We start from the raw sequence: 23,802 nt of genomic DNA, 5'->3' as shown, positions 1-23,802 counted from the left end.
CGGGCAGGGGCACGGCCTGATCGGCATGCGCGAGCGCGTCGGCATGGTCGGCGGCACTCTGGACGCCGGGCCGCGTCCCGGTGGAGGCTTCCGCACCTCGCGGCTCGCCGCGTCGATGCCCGTCTCCTCCTTGAGCTCGCGTACGACGGCGTGCCGCCAGTCCTCCCTGTGGTCGATGAACCCTCCGGGCAGGGCGATGCCCCCGCGCGCGGGGGCGATGGTCCGGGTGATGACGACCAGGGAGGTGCCCCTGGCGTCGTACACGGGCTGCAGGGCCACCGCGACCGGCAGCGGATTGCGGTAGGCCACGGTGGCGCAGTGGGCGCAGGTGCGGGGCCAGCCGGAGACGCCCTCTCCGTAGGGTGCGCCACAGTTCGAACAGTGCGAGTCCGGCGCGAAGTCGGCGGGTGGGTGCGGGGATGCGGACACGCCGCGGACTGTATCCGATCATCGGAAGGACGTCTTCACCGGCGGTGGGCGTGGTGCTTCCTCAGAGTGCGTGGACCTCTCCGCGGACGCACCGTCGGACGGTTCTTCGGCAACAGCACCCCCATCGCCAGAGGGCGCCGACGGGGACGGCCGGAACCACCCCCGTGGGCCCCGGCCGTCCCCACAGGTACTCCGACGCCCGAGCGGCCTCCACGGTTCGCCCCACGCCCTGCCGAATTCCCGTTGCCCGTGGCAGACTTCTGACGTTCCGTCAGATCCAGCGCGTGGAGGGACCTTGTCGCGTACACGCACGCCTGTCGTCGCCGGATGGTTCGCCGGAGAAGGGGACGATTTCCGTCTCCTCGGTACGCGCTGCTCATTCTGCGCATCGGTCTTCTTCCCCCGCGAGGATGCCTTCTGCCGCAATCCGGGCTGTCCGGGCGGTGAGCTGACCGAGGTGCCGCTGTCCCGACGTGGCCGCGTCTGGTCGTACACGGACAGCCGATACCGACCACCGTCACCGTATGTGACCGATCCGGAACTCTCATGGGACCCCTACGCGTTGATCGCTGTGGAGCTGGAATCCGAGCGCATCGTGGTACTCGGCCAAGCGGTTCCCGGGATCACCGTCGCCGACCTGACGGTGGGCATGGAGGTGGAGGTCGTACCGGGTGTGCTGAACGAAGACGCGGAGACGACCTGGACTACATGGCACTGGCGGCCGACAGGGGTGACTGCATGAGGGGCATGTGGTGTACGGGGGTGACGGCATGAGCGGCGAGGTGGCGGTGCTCGGCGCCGGCATGCATCCGTGGGGCAAGTGGGGGCGCGGATTCGTGGAGTACGGAGTCGTCGCGGCGCGCGCTGCGTTGGCCGACGCGGGGGTCGACTGGCAGGACGTCGGCTCGATCGTGGGGGCCGACACTGTGCGCGGCGGCTATCCGGGGTACGTGGCGGGGGCGACGTTCGCCAAGGCGCTGGGCTGGCAGGGGGCACGGGTTGCGAGCGTGTACGCGGCGTGCGCGTCCGGAGCGCAGGCCCTCAACGCGGCGCGGGCACAGATCCTTTCGGGTCTCGCTGACGTGGTCCTCGTGGTGGGCGCTGACGCGGCGCCCAAGGGATTCTTCCGCCCGGCGGGCGGGGACAGGCCGGACGATCCGGACTGGCTGCGATTCCGCGTCCTCGGGGCGACGAATCCGACGTACTTCGGGCTGTACGCACGGCGCCGGATGGCGCTGCACGGGGACACGCTGGAGGACTTCGCACATGTCAAGGTGAAGAACGCCTCTCTGGGGGCGCTGAATCCCCACGCCCGCTACCGCAAGAGGGTCACCGCCGAGGAGGTCGCGGGGTCGGCCGTCGTCGCCGATCCGCTGCGGCTGCTCGACATCTGCGCGACGTCCGACGGCGGCGCTGCCGTGGTGCTGTCCAGCATGGAGTTCGCGCGCAGACACGCAGCGGCGGATCCCGTACGGATCCGCGCGGTGTCCACGGTGACCCCGCGCTATCCCAACACGGTGCTCGATCTTCCGGACATCGCCACGGACTCCGCGGTCGCGGTGGAGCCCGCGGCCGACACCTTCCGCGCGTCGATCGCACGTGCGGCGTACGAGGAGGCGGGCATCGGTCCCGAGGACCTCTCGCTGGCCGAGGTGTATGACCTTTCCACGGCCCTGGAGTTGCAGTGGTACGAGGACCTGGGGCTGTGCGGGGAGGGGGAGGCGGCCAAGCTGCTCCGGGAGGGTGTCACCGCGCTCGGCGGGCGCATACCGGTGAACGTCAGCGGCGGGCTGGCCTCCTTCGGAGAAGCCGTTCCGGCGCAGGCCATCGCCCAGGTGTGCGAGCTGACATGGCAGTTGAGGGGCAGCGCGGGCGACCGCCAAGTCTCGGGCGCCCGGGTCGGAATCACCGCGAACCAGGGTCTGTTCGGGCATGGATCGTCGGTCATCGCCGTACGGTGATCCCCGCGGCACGCCCCGCACGCGGTGTGACGAGCTCGGAATGATGCGTGAACAGCTCATGAATCGCGCCCGGGCGTGCGCGGGCGGAGCCATCATGCTGCCGTGCCCTCCTGGACGGATACTGTCCGCTTCGCCTTCCAGCCAGTCGTCAACCTGACGACCGGAGGGGTCGCCGCGCTGGAGATACTCGCCCGTCCGGAGTCCGGTGACATCCTGGCGCAGGCCCGCCGCGACCCCGAACTCGACGGTCGGCTGGCCGCGTTGGCGATCCGGGCGGCGGTTCGCAAGGAGACGCTGCTGCCGCTGCACGTCAATGTGTTCGCCGGGACGCTGGCCGATCTCGGCGGGCTCGCGGCGCTGCGCGACGCGGTGCGCGAGGGCGGGCGGCTGCCGTGGGAGGTGACGGTCGACATCGGCCCGCCGTACACGCATGTGCCGCAGCACGCCCTGCTGGAGGCGGTGGCCGCGGTGCGCGGCGAGGGCTTCCGGATCTGCGCGGACGGAGTGGGCGACGGCGACGTACCCCTGCGGCTGCTCACGGACCTCGCGCCCGAGCTGGTGAAGCTCGACGTGTCCCTGCTGACGCGGCCCGCGGCGGTGCGGGCGATGCGGACGCTGTGTGAGCAGTTGGGCGCGCTGCTGTCCGTCGAGGGCGTCGAGACGGAGTCGCAGTGTGCGGCCGCGGTGTCGGCGGGCGCGCAGTGGGCACAGGGCGAGCTGTTCGCGCCGCCCGCGCGGTTGCCGGCGGCGGACGTATACGTTCCGGCCCTCTCCCCCGGTGTCGCCTCGACGCCCCGGTCCGGGCCGTCCGTACGGCAGTTCGTGCGGCCGGCCGCACTGCTGCCCGCCACGGCGTCCGCGGGCCAGGTGCGGGCGCTGCTCACCGGCTCGCCCAATGTGTCCGGTGTGCTGCTCGTTGACCCTTCGGGCATTCCGGTCCGGTCGGTGCATCGGTCGCGGTTCCTGCTGTCGATGTCGGGGCCCTACGGGCACGCGCTGTACGCCGACCGGCCGGCTGCCAAGCTCGGCGATCCGCCGCGTACGGTGGGCGCCGACGCCACCGCGTGGGAGGTTCTCGACGTGGTGGCGGACGGCGCTCGGGACCGTACGTCCGACGATGTCGCGGTCGTCGACCGGTACGGGCGCTGCGTGGGGGTCGTACGGCTGGCGGATCTCGTACGGGCACTGTCCGAGAGCCGGGTCGAGGAGGCGGCGGGACTCAATCCGCTGACGAGACTGCCCGGTTCGGACGCGATCACCGCCGAGGTGGACCGGCGGATCGCGGACGGCCGGATGTTCGCGCTGAGCTGGCTGGACGTCGACCACTTCAAGCAGGTCAACGACGGAGCGGGGTTCGCGGCGGGCGACGAGCTGATCCGCGCGGTGGGGCGGGCGTTGCAGCACGCGGCGTCCGGGGCGACATGTGTGGGGCACATCGGCGGGGACGACTTTCTGGTCCTCTCCGACCCGGACACTCTGGACCCGCTGGCCGCCTCCGTGCTCGACACGCCCTGGTCAGCGGGCGGACGGGCCGTCACGCTGTCGCTGGCCACAGTGCTGTGCGCGGCCGGCAGCGTGACCGATCACCGACAAGCGGCCGCGTGTCTGGCGCCGCTCAAACAGGCCGCGAAGGCCCTGGACGGGGCGAGTTGGGTACTGGGGCGCGCGGGGCTGCCCGGCCACCAGATCCTGCGGGGCCCGGGGGTGGGGGCGGGGGCGGGGGCTCCGGTGCGGCCGTCTGGGCAGCCGCTGGCGGGGTGACCTGCGCGCCGCGCCGCCGGGCTTGCGCCCGGCCGTCATCTTTCCGCCGGACCGGCCGACCGGCCGACCACCTGTCCGCGGCTCCGTCGGACCGGCCGAACAGCTATCCCCGGCTCTGCCCGACCGGCAGACCGCCAGACCGGCTGACCGGCCGACCGGCCGACCACCTGTCCGCGGCTACGCCGCACCGGACGAACAGCTATCCCCGGCTCTGCCCGACCGGCTGACCGCCAGACCGGTAGACCGGCCGACCGGCTGACCACCTGTCCGCGGCTACGCCGCACCGGACGAACAGCTATCCCCGGCTCTGCCCGACCGGCTGACCGCCAGACCGGTAGACCGGCTGACCGGCTGACCGGCTGACCGCCATACCTTGGCGCACCAACGCTGTTGGTAAACCGGTGCGTGGGCGAGCGAGGCACCTCAACCGCCTCCGCTTCTCGGTGTTCCGTGCCACACGGGGAGTTGGCGGTGCCGACTTCGGTGCTCCGGAACGGTCGTGGCGTGTCCGCCGGCCCGACGAGGCACCGCAGGGTGTGGGCGGCTCTTCGCAAGTCGACGCCGATCGGTCGGTGGGCGGTGCGCTTCTCCGTTGATGAGAGGTCCCGTCGTCCGGGCGCGCGTGTTCGACGGGCCCCGCGTCGCGTCCTCTTTGCGGCCTTCGAACCGTTGCGGTCCGCGACCTTGACGCCCCCTGGGCACCGGTGAACACTTCCGGGTGTCAGTCGGCATCGCCGCATTCGGGCGTCTTCAGGCACCGCACCGCTCGAGTTTCCGACCTGTACCCAGGGCCGTTCCCCCACGGGCGATTCCGCTGCGACGGCACGCTCGTCACGGACGCCGGGCGGGGCGCGGGATTTCCTGCCTTCGGCTGAAGTAGCCATGGGAAACGCACCCTGCACGGTGGCCCGGGGCGGATTGCCCCGGGCGAGGGCCTAGGAGCCGCCATGAGCAACGGAGACATCTTTGTCGGCGAGTTGATCGGCACCGCGATTCTGATCCTGTTCGGCGCGGGGGTCTGCGCCGCCGTCACCCTCAACAAGTCCAAGGCCCAGGGAGCGGGCTGGGTGGTCATCGCCTTCGGGTGGGGCTTCGGCGTGCTCGCCGGCGCGTACACCTCGGCACCACTGTCCGGAGGACAGATCAACCCGGCGGTGACCATCGGTTTCGCGATCGAGGGCACCACGAAATGGGAGGATGTGCCCTTCTACATCCTCGGACAGTTCGCCGGAGCCATCATCGGGGCCACCCTGTGCTGGCTGCTCTATCTCGGCCAGTTCAATCTCAACGCCGAAGAGGACAAGGCCATCGAGACGCTGGGGATCTTCTCGACGCGGCCCGAGATCTATCACCCCGTGCAGAACCTGATCACCGAGATCATCGCGACCGCCGCCCTGATGCTGCCCATCCTCGGGCTGGTAGGCGGGAGCAAGCACGTCGCGGGCATCGGCGACGCGGGCCTGCCCGTGCTGCTCATCTCCCTCCTCGTCGTCGGCATCGGCCTCTCGCTGGGCGGCCCCACCGGGTACGCCATCAACCCGGCCCGCGACCTGGGGCCACGCCTCACCCACGCGCTGCTGCCGATTCCCAACAAGGGCACCTCCGAGTGGAGTTACTCCTGGATCCCGGTCGTCGGCCCGATCGCGGGTGCCGTCATCGGGGCCGCGATCTACAACGCAGCCTTCTGACGAAGGGGACGTCATGACGGACCATGCCGAGAAGTACGTCGCCGCAATCGACCAGGGCACCACCTCGAGCCGCTGCATCATCTTCGACCACGACGGCGCGATCGTCGCCGTCGACCAGCGCGAGCACCGCCAGATCTTCCCCAAGCCGGGCTGGGTGGAACACGACGCCACCGAGATCTGGTCCAAGGTGCAGGCGGTGGTCGCCGGAGCGATCGCCAAGGCCGGGCTGCGCGCCGACCAGCTGAGCGCGCTCGGCATCACCAACCAGCGCGAGACGACGGTCCTGTGGGACCGCGCCACCGGCAAGCCCGTGCACAACGCGATCGTCTGGCAGGACACCCGGACCTCCGCGCTCTGCAACGAACTGGGCGGCCCGGACGGCCAGGACCGCTTCCGCGAGCAGACCGGCCTGCCGCTGGCCAGCTACTTCTCCGGGCCCAAGGCGGCCTGGCTGCTCGACAACGTCCCAGGGCTTCGCGCGCGTGCCGAGCGCGGCGAGATCGCCTTCGGCACCATCGACTCCTGGCTGATCTGGAACCTGACCGGCGGCACGGACGGCGGCCGGCACGTCACCGACGTCACCAACGCCGGGCGCACCATGCTGATGAACCTGGAGACCCTCCAGTGGGACCAGTCCATTCTGTCCGCGATGAACGTCCCCGAGGCGGTGCTGCCCGAGATCAGGTCCTCCGCCGAGGTGTACGGCACCGCCGTGGGCCAGCTCGCGGGCGTCCCCGTGGCGTCGGCGCTCGGCGACCAGCAGGCGGCGATCTTCGGGCAGGCCTGCTACGACGTGGGCACGGCGAAGAACACCTACGGCACCGGCAGCTTCCTGCTGCTCAACACCGGCAACCGGCCCGTCCCCTCGAAGAACGGGCTGTTGACGACAATGGGCTACAAGATCGGCAGTGAGGCGCCCGTCTACTGTCTCGAAGGGTCGATCGCGATCACCGGCGCACTGGTGCAATGGTTCCGCGACCAGCTCGGCATCATCCGCAACGCCGACGAGATCGAGACCCTGGCGGCAAGCGTCGAGGACAACGGCGGCGCGTACATCGTGCCCGCGTTCTCCGGCCTGTTCGCCCCTTACTGGCGCTCCGACGCGCGCGGTGTCGTCACCGGGTTGACGCGGTACGTCACCAAGGCGCACCTCGCCCGCGCGGTCCTGGAAGCGACGAGTTGGCAGACCCGTGAGGTCGTGGACGCGATGTTCCAGGACTCCGGGGTGCAGATCACCACCCTGAAGGTGGACGGCGGCATGACCAAGAACAATCTGCTGATGCAGCACCAGGCGGATGTGCTCGGAGTGCCGGTGATCCGTCCGAAGGTCTCCGAGACGACGTGTCTGGGCGCGGCGTACGCGGCCGGGCTCGCAACCGGTGTCTGGAACGACCTCGACGAACTCAAGTCGCACTGGCAGAAGGACGTCGAGTGGACCCCGGCCATGGAGGCCACGGTCCGCGACCGTGAGTACCACAACTGGCGCAAGGCGGTGGAGAAGAGCTTCGGCTGGCACGAGGACGACGTCGACTGAACCGGACGTCAGCTGAAACAGGGGTCCACGCGCGCGTGCGTTTCGCGTGAGACACGCGCGCGTGCATGACTGCGGCCCGTACCCCGGTCGGCGGGGGTACGGGCCGTACCTGTGCCTCGTGGTGCTTACGGCCGTAGGCGTGCTTCAGGTCGTGACCGTCTCGCGGCGGCCGGCGGCGTACGCCATCGCGTGCTGGACGACGCCGATGAGGACCTCCTTGACGGACTCCCGGTCCCGCGCGTCGCAGAGGACGACCGGCACGCCGGGGTCGAGGTCGAGGGCCCGGCGGACGTCGTCGGCGGGGTAACGGGCGGCGTCCTCGAAGCAGTTCACGCCGACCACGAAGGGAATGGAACGCCGCTCGAAGTAGTCGACGGCGGCGAAGCAGTCCTCCAGACGGCGGGTGTCGGCCAGCACGACGGCGCCCAGTGAACCGGTGGCGAGTTCGTCCCACAGGAACCAGAAGCGGTCCTGTCCTGGCGTCCCGAACAGATAGAGCACCAGGTCCTCGCGGAGCGTGATGCGGCCGAAGTCCATGGCGACGGTGGTCGTGTGCTTGCCTTCCACACCACTGGTGTCGTCGATCGGCCGGCCCGCCTCGGTGAGCACCTCCTCGGTGCGCAGCGGCTTGATCTCGCTGACCGCGCCGACGAGGGTCGTCTTCCCCACGCCGAACCCGCCGGCCACCAGGATCTTGAGCGTGACGGGCTCGACCGGGGGCTTGCCGCGCTCAGAACGCCCGAAGATCATCGTTCTCTTCTCCTGCTTGATGGGGGTCGCACGACGGTGGGCCGTAGCCCCCACCGCCAGGGGTCTCGATCACGAGTACGTCGCCGGGGCCGACGTCCGCCGAATCACTTCCACCGAGTTCGGTGACCGTGCCGTCCGCGCGCTCGACCCGGTTGGCGCCGAGGGCGCCGGGCTCGCCGCCCGCCATGCCGTAGGGCGGCACCCGACGGTGCTGGGAGAGCGTCGAGACGGTCATGGGCTGGTGGAACCGGATGCGGCGCACGGCACCGTCCCCGCCGGGCCAGCGACCGGCGCCACCGCTGCCGCGCCGGAGCGCGAACTCCTCGAGCAGGACGGGCAGTCGCCACTCCAGAACCTCGGGGTCGGTGAGCCGCGAGTTGGTCATGTGGGTCTGCACGACGGGCGCGCCGGGAAAGCCGTCGCCCGCACCGGATCCGGACGCCACGGTCTCGTAGTACTGGTAGCGCTCATTACCGAAGGTGACGTTGTTCATGGTGCCGGAGCCCTCGGCCTGCACGCCGAGGGCTCCGTACAGAGCGCCGGTGATCGCCTGGGAGGTCTCCACATTGCCGGCGACGACGGCGGCGGGCGGCTCGGGGGCCAGCATCGATCCCGGAGGCACCACGATGTCGAGGGGGCGCAGACAGCCGTCGTTGAGCGGGATGTCGTCGGCGACCAGGGTGCGGAAAACGTACAGGACGGCGGCGTTGACCACCGAGAAGGGGGCGTTGAAGTTGGTGGTGAGCTGGGGTGACGTGCCGGTGAAATCGACGGTCGCGGAGCGTTTTTCGCGGTCTACGGAGACGCGGACGCGGATGACGGCTCCGGAGTCGGTCTCATAAGCGAACTCACCGTCTTCAAGGGCATCGACAACGCGGCGTACCGCCTCCTCCGCGTTGTCCTGGACGTGCTTCATGTACGCCTGGACGACGTCGAGCCCGAAGTCCTCGATCATGCGGCCCACTTCGTCGACGCCCTTCTGGTTGGCGGCGATCTGGGCGCGCAGGTCGGCGAGGTTGGTCTTCGGGTTGCGCGAGGGATAGGGCGCCTCGGTGAGCAGGGCCAGCGTCTCGGCTTCGCGGAAGCGGCCGTTCTCCGCGAGCAGCCAGTTGTCGAAGAGGATGCCCTCCTCCTCGATGGTGCGGCTGTTCGCCGGCATGGAGCCCGGTGCGATACCGCCGATCTCGGCGTGGTGACCACGCGAGGCGACGTAGAAGAGGATCCGCTCACCCTCCGTGTCGAAGACCGGGGTGATCACGGTGACGTCGGGGAGATGGGTGCCGCCGTGGTACGGGTCGTTGACCGCGTACGTGTCGCCGGGCCGCATGCTGTCGCGGCGCCGTCGGATGACTTCCTTCACGCTCGTGCCCATGGAGCCCAAGTGAACAGGGATGTGGGGGGCATTGGCGACGAGGCTGCCGTCAGGGTCGAAGAGGGCGCAGGAGAAGTCCAGGCGCTCCTTGATGTTGACGGACTGGGCGGTGGACTCCAGGCGTGCGCCCATCTGCTCGGCGATGGACATGAAGAGGTTGTTGAAGACCTCGAGCAGAACGGGATCCGCTTCCGTGCCGATGTCGGAACTCTGCGTAACCGCCACGCGTTCCATGACCAGATGCCCGTCGTCGGTCGTCGCGGCCCGCCAGCCGTCGTCCACGACGGTCGTCGCGCCGGCCTCGGTGATGATCGCGGGTCCGGTGACCGTTTCGCCCGGGGGCAGTTCCTCGCGGCGGTGCAGGGGGACGTCGCGCCAGGCGCCACCCGTGTGAAGGCTGACTGTCTCCGGAGCGGCGGAGCGGCCTTCCTTGGCGGCCTCGGAGCGAGCGAGGGCGGAGAGATCGGGGGGTTCGGTGAGACCGGTGGCTTCTACGGAGAGGGCTTCCACGACGACCGGGCGGTCGAGGGCGAAGGAGTAGGTGGCGCGATGACGTTCTTCGAAGGCGTGGGTCATGGTGTCGGGGTCGGTGAACTCGACGGTGAGTGCCGTGTCCGTGCCGTCATAACGGAGTTGGGCGCGGCGGGTGACCTCGATGCGGTCCTCGGGCACGTCCTCGGCGAGAAGTTCGGCGCGGGCGGCGCTCTCCAGGTCGTCGGCGGTCTTCAGGACGCCGGGCATGGAGGACGCCTCCAAGGGCACCTCAACGGAGTGTTCGCGCATGGCTGTCGTATCGGCGAGTCCGATGCCGAGGGCGGACAGGACGCCGGCCATGGGTGGCACAAGGACGGTGCGGATGCCGAGCGAATCGGCGACCACGCACGCGTGCTGGCCGCCGGCGCCGCCGAAGGTGGTCAGTGCGTACCGGGTGACGTCGTGGCCCTTCTGGACCGAGATCCGCTTGACGGCGTTGGCGATGTTGGCCACGGCGATCTGGAGGTATCCCTCGGCGACCTGCTCGGGGGTGCGGTCGTCGCCGGTCTTCTCACGGATCTCGCGCGCGAGGGCCGCGAACCGGTCGCGGACCAGTGCGTCATCGAGGGGTTGATCGCCGTCGGGGCCGAACACGCTGGGAAAATGCGCGGATTGGATGCGGCCGAGCACGACATTGGCGTCGGTGACGGTAAGGGGGCCGCCGCCTCGGTAGCAGGCGGGGCCGGGGGCGGCACCGGCCGAGTCGGGGCCGACGCGATAGCGGGAGCCGTCGAAGTGCAGCACCGACCCGCCGCCCGCGGCCACGGTGTGGATGTCCAGCATGGGCGCGCGCAGCCGGACCCCGGCGATCTGGGTGGTGAAGACCCGCTCGTACTCGCCCGCGAAGTGCGAGACGTCCGTGGAGGTGCCACCCATGTCGAAGCCGATGACGCGGTCGAAGCCGGCGAGCTGCGACATCCTGGCCATGCCGACGATGCCGCCCGCCGGCCCGGACAGGATGGCGTCCTTGCCGCGGAACTGGCCGGCTTCGGCGAGACCTCCGTTGGATTGCATGAACATCAGCCGTACGCCCTGGATTTCCCGGGCGACGTGCTGGACGTAGCGGCGCAGGACGGGCGACAGATAGGCGTCGACGACCGCCGTGTCACCGCGCGGGACGAGCTTCATCAGCGGGCTGACCTCGCTGGAGAGCGAGATCTGCGGGAAGCCCGTGCGGGCCGCCAGCTCGCCGATCGCTTGCTCGTGGGAGGGGTGAAGGTGGCTGTGCATACACACGACGGCCACCGCGCGGATTCCGGAGTCGTACGCATCACGGAGGGGCCCGGCGAGGGCGTCCAGGTCGGGGGCGCGCAGGACCGTGCCGTCGGGGGCGATCCTCTCGTCGACCTCGATGACACGCTCGTACAGCAGCTCGGGCAGTTCGATCGCGCGGGCGAAAATGCGGGGTCGGTTCTGGTAGGCGATGCGCAGGGCGTCGCGGAAGCCGCGGGTGACGACGAGGAGGGTGCGCTCGCCCTTGCGTTCCAGGAGGGCGTTGGTGGCGACGGTGGTGCCCATGCGGACGGCGTCGATGTGCGTGCCCGCGACGTCCTGGTCTTCGCCGTGGAGGAGTTCACGCACGCCCGCGACCGCCGCGTCCGCATATCGGGCCGGGTTCTCGGACAGCAGCTTGTGCGTGAGCAGGCGGCCGTCCGGGCGCCGCGCGACGATGTCGGTGAAGGTGCCGCCTCGGTCGACCCAGAACTGCCAGCCTGTCACGTCTGTTCCCCGTTTCCGCCCTGCTCAGAGCGCCCGGAGGCCGTTGATCACGTCGCGCAGAATACTCTCGTCCGGTAGCTCGGCAGGGGGCACGGGGCGTGTCACATGGACCATTTCGTCGTCCACCAGGTCTCCGATCAGGACCCGTACCACTCCGATGGGAAGATCGAGTTCGGCGGCGAGTTCGGCGACCGACTGGGGGACGCCGCGGCAGAGTTCGACGATGTCCACGTGTTCCGGAGACAGCGTCTGGTCCGCTTCCGGGTCGTCGGCGTGGGGCTCCGTGACGACGACCGCGATCAGATCGAGGCGGTGCTGAGCCGCACTGGTGGTGCGGCCGCGCGTCATGGCGTACGGACGGACCACCGGCCCGGCGTCGTCGTCGAACCAGTGGCGTGTTCCCTGACCGTCTCCGCTCATGTCATCCCACTACCCGCCCGAGGGCAGATCGGTGCGCGGAGTGGCGGCGAGATGTGCGCCGACCCGCTTGACCAGGAGCGTCATTTCGTAGGCGACCTGGCCGACGTCCGAATCGGCGTCCGAGAGGACGGCGAGACAGCTGCCGTCACCGGCGGCCGTGACGAACAGGAAGGCCTCGTCGAGCTCGACGACGGTCTGCCGTACGTTGCCAGCCTCGAAGTGGCGGCCGACGCCTTTGGCGAGGCTGTGGAAACCGGAGGCGACCGCCGCCAGGTGCTCGCTGTCCTCCCGGGTGAGGTCTTTGGAGGCCCCGGTCGGAAGGCCGTCGCCGGAGAGCACGATCGCCTTGCGGATGCTGGCGACGCGGTCCACCAGTTCGTCGAGCAGCCAGTTCAGCTGGCCTGACGCCTTACCGGTCGCGGTGGGCCCTGCGGCCTTCGGTGCGGTCATCGACCGTCCCCCTCTGTCGTTCCTGGTGCTGTGCCGTCCGGGGCCTCGTCGCCCGCGGCGTTCTCCTCGCGGCCGCGCTGCCAGCCCCGCTGGAGCGAGGCCATCCGGCTGCGTACCTCGTCGGCGTCGCGCTCGGTGAGGTCCGCTCCCGTGCCGGTGCGGGTCGTGTCGCGCTCGGTGCGCCGTTCGGGGCCGACCTTCAACTGCGGGGCCAGATTGGCCTGGCGGACACGGCGGGGCAGCGGGCCCACGCCCGATTCTGCCTCGCCGGTCATGGCGTCGCGGCGCGGGGTGGTCTCGTCCGCGCTTGTCGACGCGCTGGTGCGACGGATGCGCTGAGGAAGGGCGGGTGCCTCACGGAAACCGGGGGCGTCCCGAAGATCGGGCGCCTCACGGCGGCCGGCCGCCTGCCGCCGGCTGGAGCCGGTGATCTCCCGACGGCCGGTGTCCTCCCGCCGACCGGTGTCGTCCCGACGGCCGGTGATCTCCCGACGGCCGTTGGTCTCCCGTACGCCGGAAGCTTCCCGAAGACCGGAGGTCTCGGAGCGTTCGCCTCCGGGCCGCGCCGACGCCTCGGAACGGTCGCCGCGCCGCGAGGGCAGCGGCTTCGCGCCGTCGAGTTCCACCGCACCGCGCTCCCCTCGCTCCAAGTTCTGCACCGGCTCTAGGTTCTGCGCCGGGCCGGGCTTGTCTGCCGCGCCCGCCTTGCGCGCCGGCTCGACGTCATCGACGAGGTCCTCGTCCGCCTCGTCGCGCCGGGACCTCGTCTGCGTCACGGGACGGCCGTGCGAGCTGACGAGCTTGGGCGTCCGGCGCCTCGGCAGCGGGACGGGAACGGCGCCCGGGTGGTCGTCGTCCCCGGAGCGGGCGGGCTCACCGCGGCTGTCGCGGGCCTGCTGGTGCTGCTCGCCCGGAACGCCGGCGATGGAGCGGCGCGGCCGGAACAAACCGCCCCGTTCACTGTCCGCGTCGTCGAGGGCGCCCGGGAATCCGGTGAGCGTGTCCAGGTCGACCGGCGCTTCCAGTTCCACCGGACCGTCGAGGATCGAGGCGGGCAGGCCCGGGAGCCGCACCGGTGCCTGGGAGAGCGCAGCATCGCGGCTCTCTTCCGTCCCGCTCTCCTTGCCGGGCAGCACGCGGTCGAGGCGGAAGCCGATGCCGTTGGTGTCCGGGACGTCGTCGGTGAGCAGGAAGTCGGGGATGAACACGACCGCGGTGGTGCCGCCGTACGGGGACGGCTGGAGGGAGACGCGAACGTTCTGACGCTGGGCGAGCCGGCTGACCACGAAGAGGCCGAGCCGGTCGGTGTCGGAGAGTTCGAACTCGGGGGTCTCGGCGAGCCGCAGATTGGCGTCGAGGAGTGCCTCCGCGGCCATGCCCAGGCCGCGGTCGTGGATCTCCAGGGTGAAGCCGTTGGCGACGCGCTCGCCGAGGACCTGGACAGCGGTGTGCGGGGGCGAGAACACCGTGGCGTTCTCCATGAGTTCGGCCACGAGGTGGGTGAGGTCGGCGACCGCGGGTCCGGTGACGGCGACGCGCGGCAGACGGCGTACCTCGATGCGCTCGTAGTCCTCGACCTCCGCGACGGCGGCGCGGACGATGTCCATGAGCTGGACCGGCTTGCGCCACTGCCGGGACGGAGCGGCGCCGGAGAGGATGACGAGGCCCTCGGCGTGACGGCGCATGCGTGTGGTCAGGTGGTCGAGGCGGAACAGGTCGGCCAGCTCGTCGGTGTCCTCGGTTCTGCGTTCCATCGTGTCGAGCAGGGTGAGCTGTTTGTGGAGCAGGACCTGGCTGCGGCGCGCGAGGTTGACGAAGACCTCGGAGACGCCTTCACGCAGTTCGGACTGCTTGACGGCGGCCTCGACGGCGGCACGCTGGAGGGTGTTGAGGGCCTGGCCGACCTCGCCCATCTCGTTCTTGTCGTACTCCAGGCGCGGCACTTCGGTCTCGACGTCGACCTGCTCGCCGGCGGAGAGGCGGCGCATGACGCTGGGCAGGCGGACGCCGGACGCCTCGTGGGCCTCCAGCCGCAGTCGGCGCAGGTCGCGGATGAGGCTCCGGCCGATGCGTACGGACATGACGAGGGAGAACAGCAGGGCGATCAGTCCGAGGACGCCCGCGATGACCGCCTTGACGATGACGCCCATGGCCACGGGCCGTACCCGGTCCTGGTAGCGGTCGCCCGCCTTGTCGTCGAGGTTGCCGAGTTCGTCGAGAACATGCCCGGCCGCCCTGTCCCAGCTTTTCGCGGTCACACCGCGGGGCGAGCCCGCGGTGGAGGTGACGACGGACTGCTCGGCCACACGCAGGGGCGCCGTGTCGGCGTTCTTCCAGTAGCGCTCGTAGCGTTGGCGCTCCGAGGCAGGCAGCAGCGGCAGGCTGACGTCGTAGAGCAGGGTGCGCTGGGCCACGAGGTCGGAGATGTCGCGGATCTCGTCGCGCGAGACACGGCCCGCGACGAGTGCGGAGCCGAGGAGGGCGTCTTCGCGGGAGAGCAGCTCGCGGGCGCGGGTGACGTTGAGGAGGGCGCGGGCCTGCTTGTCCATCGCCACGTTGTCGACGCCGTCGAGGGAGGCCAGGAGGGCGTAGCAGGGGTCCACGAGAAGGTTGTACTGATTGAGGGCCTCGGCGCGGGTCACCGTTCCGTCCTCGACGGTGCGGCGCAGCGAGTCGATGCCGCCGACCGCGTCCAGGATGGAGGTGAGGCGCCCCGCGGTGCCCTCGCCCATCTCCTCGCGCAGGTCCTCGTCCTTGGCGTTCTTACCAATCTTCGCCACGGCCCGGTCGGTGGCGGTCCTGCTGCGCTTGAGCGCCGCAAGCCCGTCGGAGGCGCGGGGATCGGCCAAATAGACGAGGGTCTGGCGACGTTCCTGCTGGAGGACGCGGACGGTGTCCTCGGTGGGGTAGCCGATCTTCTCCACGATGTCCGACACGTTGAACAGCTGGTTGGCCGCGTGACCCGTGAGTACGGTCGCGAAGGCCCAGATCGCGGTCAAGGACACCAGCGGCACGAGGAGCAGCGCCACGATCTTCCGGCGGATGGACTTCCCGCGAAAGCGCATGGCCTCCCCCAGCTCGCCCCCCTTTGGTTTGGGGGTACACATGTGCGTCAACAAACGGCGTGAGCCTACTACCGACGCACAGGTAACTCGAAGAGCTGTCCGGGCGCAGCCCCCGCGCGATGGGAACGAGACATGGGCAGTTGTCCGTTCATTGGGGGAGATTGCCTCCCCGAATCCGGCACTTGGGCCGGATCGGAGCGGAGCGGTGAACTTGGTCAGTTGGCTGGATTTCTTCGCTCGTTGGGAATCTTCGCGGCATGTCGTTCGTCCTTCTCTACGGGAGATGGGGGCGGAATCGGTCAAAGGGGCCGCATGCCGCGCTCAGGCGGCGTAAAGCAGCGCAAGCCGGGCAGCCAATGGGGAGCCGGTGTCGCATGACACCAGTGCGAGGGGCCTGCTGGGCGGTGGGGAGTGACGAGTTGATGGGCACGGCGGAGCAGCGCGTGGCGCCTGAGGACGGCGATGCGGCGCACCAGACGGCGCGGCGGGGTCCCGAGGCACTGGATCACGATATTCCGGCGCTCAGGGGCGGGGCCGCTGAGAGCGCGGCTGCTCAGGAGCAGCCGCACTACCGGCCGTTGTGGATCGAGGAGCCCGCGCGGCGGCGCCGGATGCCCGATCCGGTGCGTACGGCCGCGGTGCGGGCGGTGCTGATCATCGCCGTGACGCTGATCCAGGCGATGCTGGCGTTCCTGTGCACGCTGAGCGGATCATGGCTGGCGTTCCCGATGGTCCTCAGCAGCGTGGCGAGCACCGTTGTGGCGACGTGGGCCGCGCTCGACGTCTGGGTGACGCGCCAGGTGTGGAACCAGCGCAACGGGGTGGTGTCGGCACCGAGCAGCACCGCCCGGTCCCTGCGGCGCGAGCGGCGCAGGGCACGACGGCAGGCGCGTGCCGCGGAGCGCATACGCCGACGGGGCGGGACGGGGCAGTTGTCGCACCCTTGAGGGAGCCGAGGTCGTCGAGGACCAGGCGGTGGAGCCCGGCCCCACACCCCTGCCTTGCCCCACTCGGTGAACCGGCGCTGGGCCGCGGCCACCGGCGCAGGGCGAGCGCTGACCTGCGAACTCGAAAGCGGCGGGCCCGAGGGCCCGCCCGTTCGCCGACTTGTGACGGTCAGGCCTTGGCGTACTCCCAGCCGCCGCAGCTGTACGGGGTGCCGTCGGACGTGTCCTGGAGGCAGGCGCGGATCTGCAGGGTGGTGCCCTCCGCGAAGGACAGGTTCCAGTCGTGGGCGACGGCGTAGCCGTAGCCGTTGTAGTACGAGTGGGTGGCGGAGCTCGAGTTATAGCGCCACTGGGCGGCGGTGCCGTGGCCGTCCTTCTTCATGTCGAGGGCGGTGAGGATCTCGCCGTCCTCGGCGAACTCGGTCTTCGCGCTCGGCGAGGTGATGGCGTTGTAGGCCTCGTAGACGTTGCCGGCGGCCTGTGCCGGGGCGGTACCCAGGACGAGCGCCGACGCGGAGGCCGCGGCTATCCCAAGGACAGTCGTCAGACGACGGTAGGACGTGCGCAAGGCAGAGTTCCTCTCTTCGGACAACTGGTCGAGCCTGAACTTACATGAGGGGAAAGGGAGTTCATCGCCGAATTTCTCCCAGAGTGGAGCAAGGCCGGGGTGTGGGCCGAGCTGCATCGCCTGGTCCTCGACGAACCCGACTCCCGCGGCGACCTGGAATGGTTCTCGCTGTGCGATCGGCTCGCCCGACACGCGAGCCGACCGCGCCCACCTGCGACGGTGGTTGGCGGCACGGGGTAACCGGCTGCGACGCCGCTACGAACGCAAGACCGAGCACTTCCTCGCTGTCGCAAGCACCGCCTGCACCCGCGCCGCGGAGCCGCATATCGACACAGTCCCGCGCCCCTAGGGGGTTGCAGACGCCGGGCGTTTGAACATCCGCGTGGCCGTGATCTCGCTGTGCACCGCCTCGTCCCCCTGAGGCTGCTGCGGCAGCCCCGGCCGGAGGTGTTCCTCCACGCTGATGTACTTCAGCCCGGCCCGCAGGTCGGCATCGTTGCGCAGCCGGATGACGAGGGGGAACTCGGCGAGCGCGGTCGTGTCGAACAGGCCGGTGGTGTAGAGGAGTTGGACGCCGAGCGCGTCCGAGACGGCCCGCTGGAGCTCCAGCAGATACGTCGCGTTGGCGCGCCCGATGGGGTTGTCGAGGAAGAGCGTGCCGGCGTGGCGGTGCTTGTCGCGGCCCCGGTCGTTGCTGCGCAGCGCGGCCATCGTGCAGTACAGCGCGATGGCCGCGGTGAGCAGCTGGCCACCGGAGAAGACGTCGCCCATCTGTCCGACCGGGACGCGCTCGGCACGCAGCACCGCGTCCGGCTTGAGGATCTCGACGGCGATCCCCTTCGGCTGGAGCGCGGCGCCGACTCCACGCAGCAGCAGCGACATGCCGTCGCGGCGCATGTCGGAGTTCTTCTTGACCGCCGCGCGGGTGGCCTCGTCGACGACCTCGCCGAGCCGCTCGGTCAGCGTCGCCTGGTCGGGCTCCTCGAAGCGGATGCGCAGGAACTCCTGCCCGGACCACTCTCCGAGCCCTTCCGGCAGCCGGGACAGCCGCTGTGCGGAGCGCAGAGTGGCGAGCGCGGACTCCACAAGCCCCCGCAACCGGTCCACGATCGAGTCCCGGTTGCGCTCCAGCTGCTCCAACTCGTCCGTCAGCACCCGCAGCCGGGGGGCGAAGGCGTCCGCCCACTTCTGGGCGTGCTCGGGCAGCGCCGCCGCGGGCAGCTCGCGGATCTGCTGCCGGGCGGGTGTGCGCACCTGCTCGTAGCGCGTGGAGTTGGCATGCCGTACGAGGATGTCGCTCGCCTCCCTCACGGCGGCCTCGGCGGCGGACAGATCGGCGGCGCAGCCGCGCAGCGAGCGGCGGGCCTCGGCGGCGGAGTGCCGGGCCTCTTCGAGGGTGCCGGGGTAGGGCTCGGGCTCCTCCTGCTCCTCCTCGGAGTGCTCCCGCAGGAGATCCCGGAGCAGGGCGGCCGTCTCGTCGAAGCCACCGGCCGCGTCCTCGGCGGCCCGATGGGCGTCGAGCAGTTCGGCGTGCGCCGCGCGTGCCTGGCTCAACGCCTCGGTACGGGAGGCGAGTTCTGCGGTGGCGGTGCGCAGCAGGCTCTGGGCGTGCTCGGCGTCGCGCGGAACCAGCTCCTGCGGCAGCTCGGTATGCGCCTCGCCGTCCTCGGGCGCGTGCCGCTCGGCCTCACCGCGCAACCGTCCCAGCTGCTCGCTCGCGCTCGACATACGCGTCTCCAGGAGCTGCACGAGCTCCTCGGCACGGGCGGCGGCGGCCTGCCGGGACGGTCCGTCGGAACCGTCCGGCGACTCCAGGAGCTGGGCGGCTCGCATGCGCACCTTGTTGCTGAGCCGGTCCAGCTCCGCCAGCGCGCCGCTCTCGTCGCTCTCGGCCCGTGCCTGCTCGGCCCGCAGATCGGCGCCGACGCCGACCTTCTCGTACAGCTGGGACGCGGCCCGGTAGGCCTCCCGCAGGGCGGGCAGCGACGACTTGGACGCGCTCCTCTCGTCCCGCGGTACGTCGTCGGGGGCGCCCGCGATCTCCGCGCGCTCGGCGCGCAGCGCGCGGGCCGTGCGGCGGGCGTCGTCGGCGGCGCGCTGGGCGGCGCGGCGGTCCTCGTCGGCGGCGCGGGCGCGTTCCAGGCAGAGTTGGGCGCGGGTCTCCGACTCGGTGGCCTCGTCGGCGAGTTCGCGCAGCTTGAGCTGCCAGCCGGCGCGTTCGCGCAGCCGGAAGGCGAGCCCGGCGAGCGCGTCGGCGGCGCGGCGGGCGCGCTGGGCGGCCTCCTGCCGCTCGTCCCGTACGCGCGCCGTGTCGGCCGCCGCCTCGTCGGCCTCCGCCCGGACGGTACGTGCCTGAGTCAGCTCGGCCTCGGCCTCCTCCGCGAACGCGCGCGCGTCCCGGGCGGCGGCGGCGAGCTCGAGGAGCCGTCCGGCGGGGCATCCGGTACGCCAGGACGCCAGCCGCGCCGCCAGTTCGCGGTCCTTGCCGAGCCGGGCCGCGAGCACCCGGATCTCCTCGTCCCGCTGGGTGGCGCGGGTACGGAGCGCCTGCCGCTCCTCGTCCGCGGCGTGCTCGTCGTGCATGGCCGGGTTCGGCGGTACGAGGAATACATCGACTCTGTTGTCGCCCGCCTCGGCGGCCGGAGTCGGGGCGAGCAGCGCGGCGGCCGTACCTACGGCCACCGCGGATCGCGGCAGCAGCGCCGCGTCACTGAGCGCCTCGCGGGCCCGCGCGTGCGTGTCCGGATCGGTGATGATCACGCCGTCGACGAGCTCGGGCCGGGCGGCCAGCACGCGCGCGTGGTCGACGGGGTCGACAGCCTGCGCGAGATAGCGCCAGCCGGGCAGGGCTGGGATGCCGTGCTCACCGAGGTACTCGACGGTGGCCAGCACGTCCGGCCCCGCTGGCAGAAGTCCGCCGTCTCCGAGTGCGCCGAGGATGCGCGCGTCGTCGGCCGCGGCGGTCCGCAGGTCGAACAGCTGCCGCTCGGCTGAGGCGACACCGTCGTCGAGCAGCTCGCGGAGTTCGTCGGCGTAGTGGTCCAACTCTTCGGGGGTGAGAGGAGCTTCGGCCGAGGCCCAGACGTCGACGGCGCTACCGGCCGCGCCGCGACCCGAGCGGTCAGCGACCGCGTCGCCGCGCTCGACTTGGCCTACGCGGCGGGCGTGGCCGACGCCGGCGGCGGCGCCTTGCCCGGACGGGCCGGCTTGGCTGCCGGAGGCGGCTTCGCCGACGGAGGCGGCCTGGCCATCCGGGCCGGCATGCCTGCCGGAAGCGGCTTCGCCGGCCGAGGCAGCTCGGCCGCCCGAGTCAGCTTCGCCGACGGAGGCAACTCGTCCCACGGAAGCGGCTCGTCCGACGGAAGCGGCTTCGCCGCCCGAGCCGGCTTGGCCGGGGGCAACAGCTTGGCTGCCCGAAGCGGCTTGTTCGTCGAGCCCGGCCACCCCGTCACCGACGGCACCACCGTCGACACCCTTACCCGCCGCGCGAACACCCCCCTGCCCGCCCCCGGCCAGGCCCTCCGGCGAACCACTCCCCGCCCCGCGGCCCGTGGATGCGGCCGCCCGCGCCCGGGGCACCAGCGTCCCGCCGCGCCTCGCGCCGGAGGCGCCCGGCAGGCTCAGCAGTTCCGCCAGCCGTTCCTCCCCCGCCAGCGCCTGAGCCGTACGCCGCTCGGCGTCGTACGCGTGCTCGGCCGCCGTCGCCGCGTCCGCCGCGCGGGCGGCCGTCAGTTCCGCGCGGGACTCCGCGGACGCGGCCTCGCGGGCGTGCTCCGAGGCATGTCGCGAGGCCTCCCGTGCGGTGTCCCAGGCCGCGACGGCCGTCTTCTCGGCGTCGCTGGCGGCTAGGGCGGCCCGGGCCGGGTCGGCGTCCGGGGCGCTGTCGTCGAGCCAGCCGGCGCGGACCGCCTCGGCGGTCTCCTGCTCGACCTCGGTCAGGCGCTGGCGCAGATGCCCGACCTCACTGCGGGCGCGCTGCGCGGCGGTGGCCGCGGCGGTCGAGTCGGCGTACGCCGTCTCGCCGACCTCCTGGAGTCCGGCGGAACGCTCTTCCTCCTCGTTGGCGAGTGCCTCGGCGCCCTCGGCGGCGCGGTGCAGGGCGCGTACGAGGTCGACGGCGGCCTCGGCCCGGGCGGCGAGCGCGGGCGCGGCGTCCCGTTCGGCCTCCAGGATCGCGGCGGCCACGCGCGCGGAGCGGTCGGCGGCGGCACGGTGCCGCAGCACGAGCTCGGCGGCCTGCCAGGCGGAGTGCAGGGTGCGCCCGTCGGCCAGCTCGCGCTTCTGCGCGGCCGCGGCCTTCTCGGCGCCGGCGAGCGCCAACGAGGCGTGTCGGTAAGCGAGTTCGGCGGCGACGAGCGCGCTGCGCCCGCGGGCGCCCTCGGCATCGGTGACGGCGTGCGCGGCGGAGGTCACGCGCTGCGCGAGCTCACCGGCGCGTACGCGCTCCCGCACGGCCCGCGCCGACAGCCGCCGTGCCAGCGTCCGGGTACGCCGCTCGGCGCCGGCATGGATGTCACGCGCGCGTGCCCGTGCCTCGGCGGCGTCGACGATCCGCCCCAGCAGGTCCACCGACCCGGCCGTGAACTCCCGTTCGGCGATCAGCTCGGCGCGGCTCCCCAGCTTGTTGCCGAAGCCGCCGACCAGGTCGGCGAGCCCGTCCGTGTCCCGGGTGTCGGTGACCGCGCGCAGCAGCAGGTCCGTGAAGTCTGAGTCCTTCTTGACCGCGAAGAGACCGGCGGCCTCGCCCTCGTCGGCGTTCATCTCGCGCTGGTAGCGGAAGAGTTCGGGGTCGAGGCCCAGGTCGCCGAGGTGTTCGTTCCAGCGGTCGTGGATCTCCTCCCAGTGCACTTCGAGGTGCGGGTACGCCTTGCCCGCCTCGGTGATCGCGTCCCGGAAGCCCTTCATGGTGCGCCGCCGCCCCTGCGCACCGGACGCGCCCTCGACGGGCGGGCGTACGGCGGTCGCCTCGGCGACGGGCAGATTGTCCAGGCTCAGGCCCGGTCCGGGCCGGAAGGAGTACCAGGCCTCGGCGAACTTCCTCGGGTCATTGGAGACCTGCCGCCCGCGCCACTCGCTCACCTTGCCGACCACCACACACTCACCGGTCAGGGTGTGCTGCCACTCCAGGGCGACGTGTCCGCAGTCGTCGGCGAGCAGGAACTTGCGCAGCACACCGGAGCTGGCGCCGCCCAGCGTGTTGCGGTGTCCCGGGAGCATCACCGAGAAGATCAGCTTGAGCAGCACCGACTTGCCGCCGCCGTTCTCCAGGAAGAGCACGCCCGCGGGCGCGGGCCGGCGCGGCGGTCCGACAGGCTCCTCCTCGAAGAACTCCGCCTGGGTGGGCGCGGGGTCGGGCACGGGCTCGCCCACACCTCTGAGGTCCAGCACGGTGTCGGCGTAGCGCGCACCGGCAGGCCCGATGGAGTAGAGGCGGACCCGGGACAGCTCGTACATGGCGGCGGACTCTCGTAGTTGTAAGCGAAGTTGAGGAGTTGAGGGGCACTCGGCGGTCGGTCAGGAGTGGAACGGCAGCCCGGCCCCGGCCGCCAGCTCCAGATCCTCGGTGTCCTCGGCGGGCATCAGCGTCGCGGTGCCGTCGGTCACCGGGACGATGCCCAGCTCAAGGAGTTCGGTCATGGCGGCGCCGGCCGCCATGTCACGGACCTGAAGCTGATAGCGGGCCGTCGTCCGGTACGTCCCTCCGGCGTCGTCCCCGGTGCGCTGCAGGAACCCGGAGTCGGTGAGGAACGCGACGGCCTTGCCGACGATGCCGGTGGTCGATCCGGCCAGTCTTCGGGCGTCCTTGGTGGCGCCGGTGGAGCTGCGCCGCGCCCAGATCCGCCAGGCCGCCTCCAGGCCCGGCGCGTCCGTCGCCGGGTCGGTGTTCTCCCCCGATAGCTCGGCCCGCTCCTCCAGACGGCGACAGGCCTGCCGTACGAACGCGTCGACGCCGTTGACCGAGACGCGCCCTATGTATCCGTCGTCGGCGAGGTCCTCGGGGCGGGGGAACGCCATGGCGGCGACGGCGAGATGGGCAAGTCCATGCAGGAAGCGGTCCCCGGAGTCGGCCGACGTGCGACGCGCGTAGTCGCCCATGCGGACGGCGAAGACCGAGTCCTCGGCCGCGGTCACCGCCATTCCCGCGCGCGGGGACACCTCCAGGACGACCAGGCCGAGCCCGGCGGCCACGGCGTCGGCGAGCCGCGCGAACGGCGGATCCTCGCGGTAGCGGCGCAGCAGTTCGGCGTACTCCTGGTCGCGCGCGGGCTGCAGTTTGGGCTGCAGCCCGAAGGCGACGAGCCGCGCCGCGTCGGCGGCGTCGGCGGGCGTGACGGGGGCGTTCGCCGGAGCGGCGGTGGCCTCCGGTTCACTCCACTCGACGTGCTCGGTCACGGTGCGGGCTCCTTGGTCGGCTGGTGCTTGATCACGTACGTCACTGTCCTGCGGCCTGCGCCTCGCGCCCGCACTCTCATGCGGCCCGCGGCTTGCGCCTGCCCTGCCATGCGGCCCGCGCCCCGCGCCCGCACGCTCACACGGCCCGCGCCTCGCGCCCGCCCTGCCATGCCCCGGCCGGTCAACGGACAAGGCCTCCTTCCCCGACAAC

The 23,802-nt window shown here is 71.5% G+C and carries 15 protein-coding genes and 1 pseudogene; 7 read left to right on the top strand and 9 right to left on the bottom strand.

Annotated elements, in window-relative coordinates:
* Positions 1-429, bottom strand: a 429-nt coding sequence (locus AB0D27_RS39825; RefSeq protein ID WP_362518956.1) for an NUDIX domain-containing protein, incomplete at its 3' end; no start/stop codon positions are given.
* A gap of 295 nt (positions 430-724) precedes the next feature.
* Here AB0D27_RS39825 and AB0D27_RS39820 point away from each other — a divergent pair.
* The 5 genes from AB0D27_RS39820 to glpK all read left to right on the top strand — a co-directional run bounded on the left by AB0D27_RS39820 (position 725) and on the right by glpK (position 7,373).
* Positions 725-1,171, top strand: a complete 447-nt coding sequence (locus AB0D27_RS39820) for a zinc ribbon domain-containing protein (protein ID WP_362518953.1) — start codon at positions 725-727, stop codon at positions 1,169-1,171.
* Positions 1,172-1,199: 28 nt separating this feature from the next.
* Entirely contained in the window at positions 1,200-2,390 is a 1,191-nt protein-coding gene (locus AB0D27_RS39815) for a lipid-transfer protein (protein WP_362518950.1), read from the top strand.
* Positions 2,391-2,492: 102 nt separating this feature from the next.
* A complete protein-coding gene (locus AB0D27_RS39810; protein WP_362518947.1) occupies positions 2,493-4,151 on the top strand; it encodes a GGDEF domain-containing protein in 1,659 nt (552 codons plus the stop codon).
* 947 nt (positions 4,152-5,098) lie between these two features.
* A complete protein-coding gene (locus AB0D27_RS39805; protein WP_362518944.1) occupies positions 5,099-5,839 on the top strand; it encodes an MIP/aquaporin family protein in 741 nt (246 codons plus the stop codon).
* 13 nt (positions 5,840-5,852) lie between these two features.
* Positions 5,853-7,373 (top strand): glycerol kinase GlpK, encoded by a 1,521-nt coding sequence (glpK, locus tag AB0D27_RS39800; protein ID WP_362518941.1) that lies wholly within the window; start codon positions 5,853-5,855, stop codon positions 7,371-7,373.
* 144 nt (positions 7,374-7,517) lie between these two features.
* On the opposite strand, the gene AB0D27_RS39795 is transcribed toward glpK, so the two are convergent.
* Genes AB0D27_RS39795 through AB0D27_RS39775 form a run of 5 tightly spaced genes read right to left on the bottom strand, consistent with a single transcriptional unit; the run spans position 7,518 to position 15,683 of the window.
* Positions 7,518-8,123 (bottom strand): ATP/GTP-binding protein, encoded by a 606-nt coding sequence (locus AB0D27_RS39795; RefSeq protein WP_362518939.1) that lies wholly within the window; start codon positions 8,121-8,123, stop codon positions 7,518-7,520.
* Complete coding sequence (locus AB0D27_RS39790) at positions 8,104-11,748, bottom strand: hydantoinase B/oxoprolinase family protein (protein WP_362518937.1); 3,645 nt, start codon at positions 11,746-11,748, stop codon at positions 8,104-8,106. Before AB0D27_RS39790 ends, AB0D27_RS39795 begins: the two co-directional genes overlap by 20 nt.
* Before the next feature lie 24 nt (positions 11,749-11,772).
* Positions 11,773-12,168, bottom strand: a complete 396-nt coding sequence (locus AB0D27_RS39785) for a DUF742 domain-containing protein (protein WP_362518934.1) — start codon at positions 12,166-12,168, stop codon at positions 11,773-11,775.
* Between the two features lie 9 nt (positions 12,169-12,177).
* Positions 12,178-12,618 (bottom strand): roadblock/LC7 domain-containing protein, encoded by a 441-nt coding sequence (locus AB0D27_RS39780; RefSeq protein WP_362518932.1) that lies wholly within the window; start codon positions 12,616-12,618, stop codon positions 12,178-12,180.
* Complete coding sequence (locus AB0D27_RS39775; RefSeq protein ID WP_362518929.1) at positions 12,615-15,683, bottom strand: nitrate- and nitrite sensing domain-containing protein; 3,069 nt, start codon at positions 15,681-15,683, stop codon at positions 12,615-12,617. Before AB0D27_RS39775 ends, AB0D27_RS39780 begins: the two co-directional genes overlap by 4 nt.
* A 422-nt stretch (positions 15,684-16,105) precedes the next feature.
* Here AB0D27_RS39775 and AB0D27_RS39770 point away from each other — a divergent pair, with 422 nt between their 5' ends.
* Positions 16,106-16,630: a hypothetical protein gene (locus AB0D27_RS39770; RefSeq protein ID WP_362518959.1), complete on the top strand. Its 525-nt coding sequence runs from the start codon at positions 16,106-16,108 to the stop codon at positions 16,628-16,630.
* Between the two features lie 169 nt (positions 16,631-16,799).
* Here the strand turns inward: AB0D27_RS39770 and AB0D27_RS39765 are convergent, their stop codons facing one another.
* The gene (locus AB0D27_RS39765; RefSeq protein WP_362518926.1) at positions 16,800-17,198 is read right to left on the bottom strand and encodes a hypothetical protein; all 399 of its coding nucleotides are present in this window, start codon (positions 17,196-17,198) and stop codon (positions 16,800-16,802) included.
* A gap of 81 nt (positions 17,199-17,279) precedes the next feature.
* Here AB0D27_RS39765 and AB0D27_RS39760 point away from each other — a divergent pair.
* Positions 17,280-17,382: pseudogene (locus AB0D27_RS39760) on the top strand (IS5/IS1182 family transposase); the annotation flags it as partial.
* Positions 17,383-17,543: 161 nt separating this feature from the next.
* On the opposite strand, the gene AB0D27_RS39755 reads toward AB0D27_RS39760, so the two are convergent.
* Entirely contained in the window at positions 17,544-22,652 is a 5,109-nt protein-coding gene (locus AB0D27_RS39755; RefSeq protein WP_362518923.1) for a hypothetical protein, read from the bottom strand.
* 60 nt (positions 22,653-22,712) lie between these two features.
* Entirely contained in the window at positions 22,713-23,591 is an 879-nt protein-coding gene (locus AB0D27_RS39750) for a hypothetical protein (protein ID WP_362518920.1), read from the bottom strand.
* Between the last annotated feature and the right edge of the window lie 211 nt (positions 23,592-23,802).

The sequence above is a fragment of the Streptomyces sp. NPDC048415 genome (assembly GCF_040651675.1).
Lineage (GTDB): Bacteria > Actinomycetota > Actinomycetes > Streptomycetales > Streptomycetaceae > Streptomyces.
This window is presented reverse-complemented; position numbering and strand designations above follow the sequence as displayed.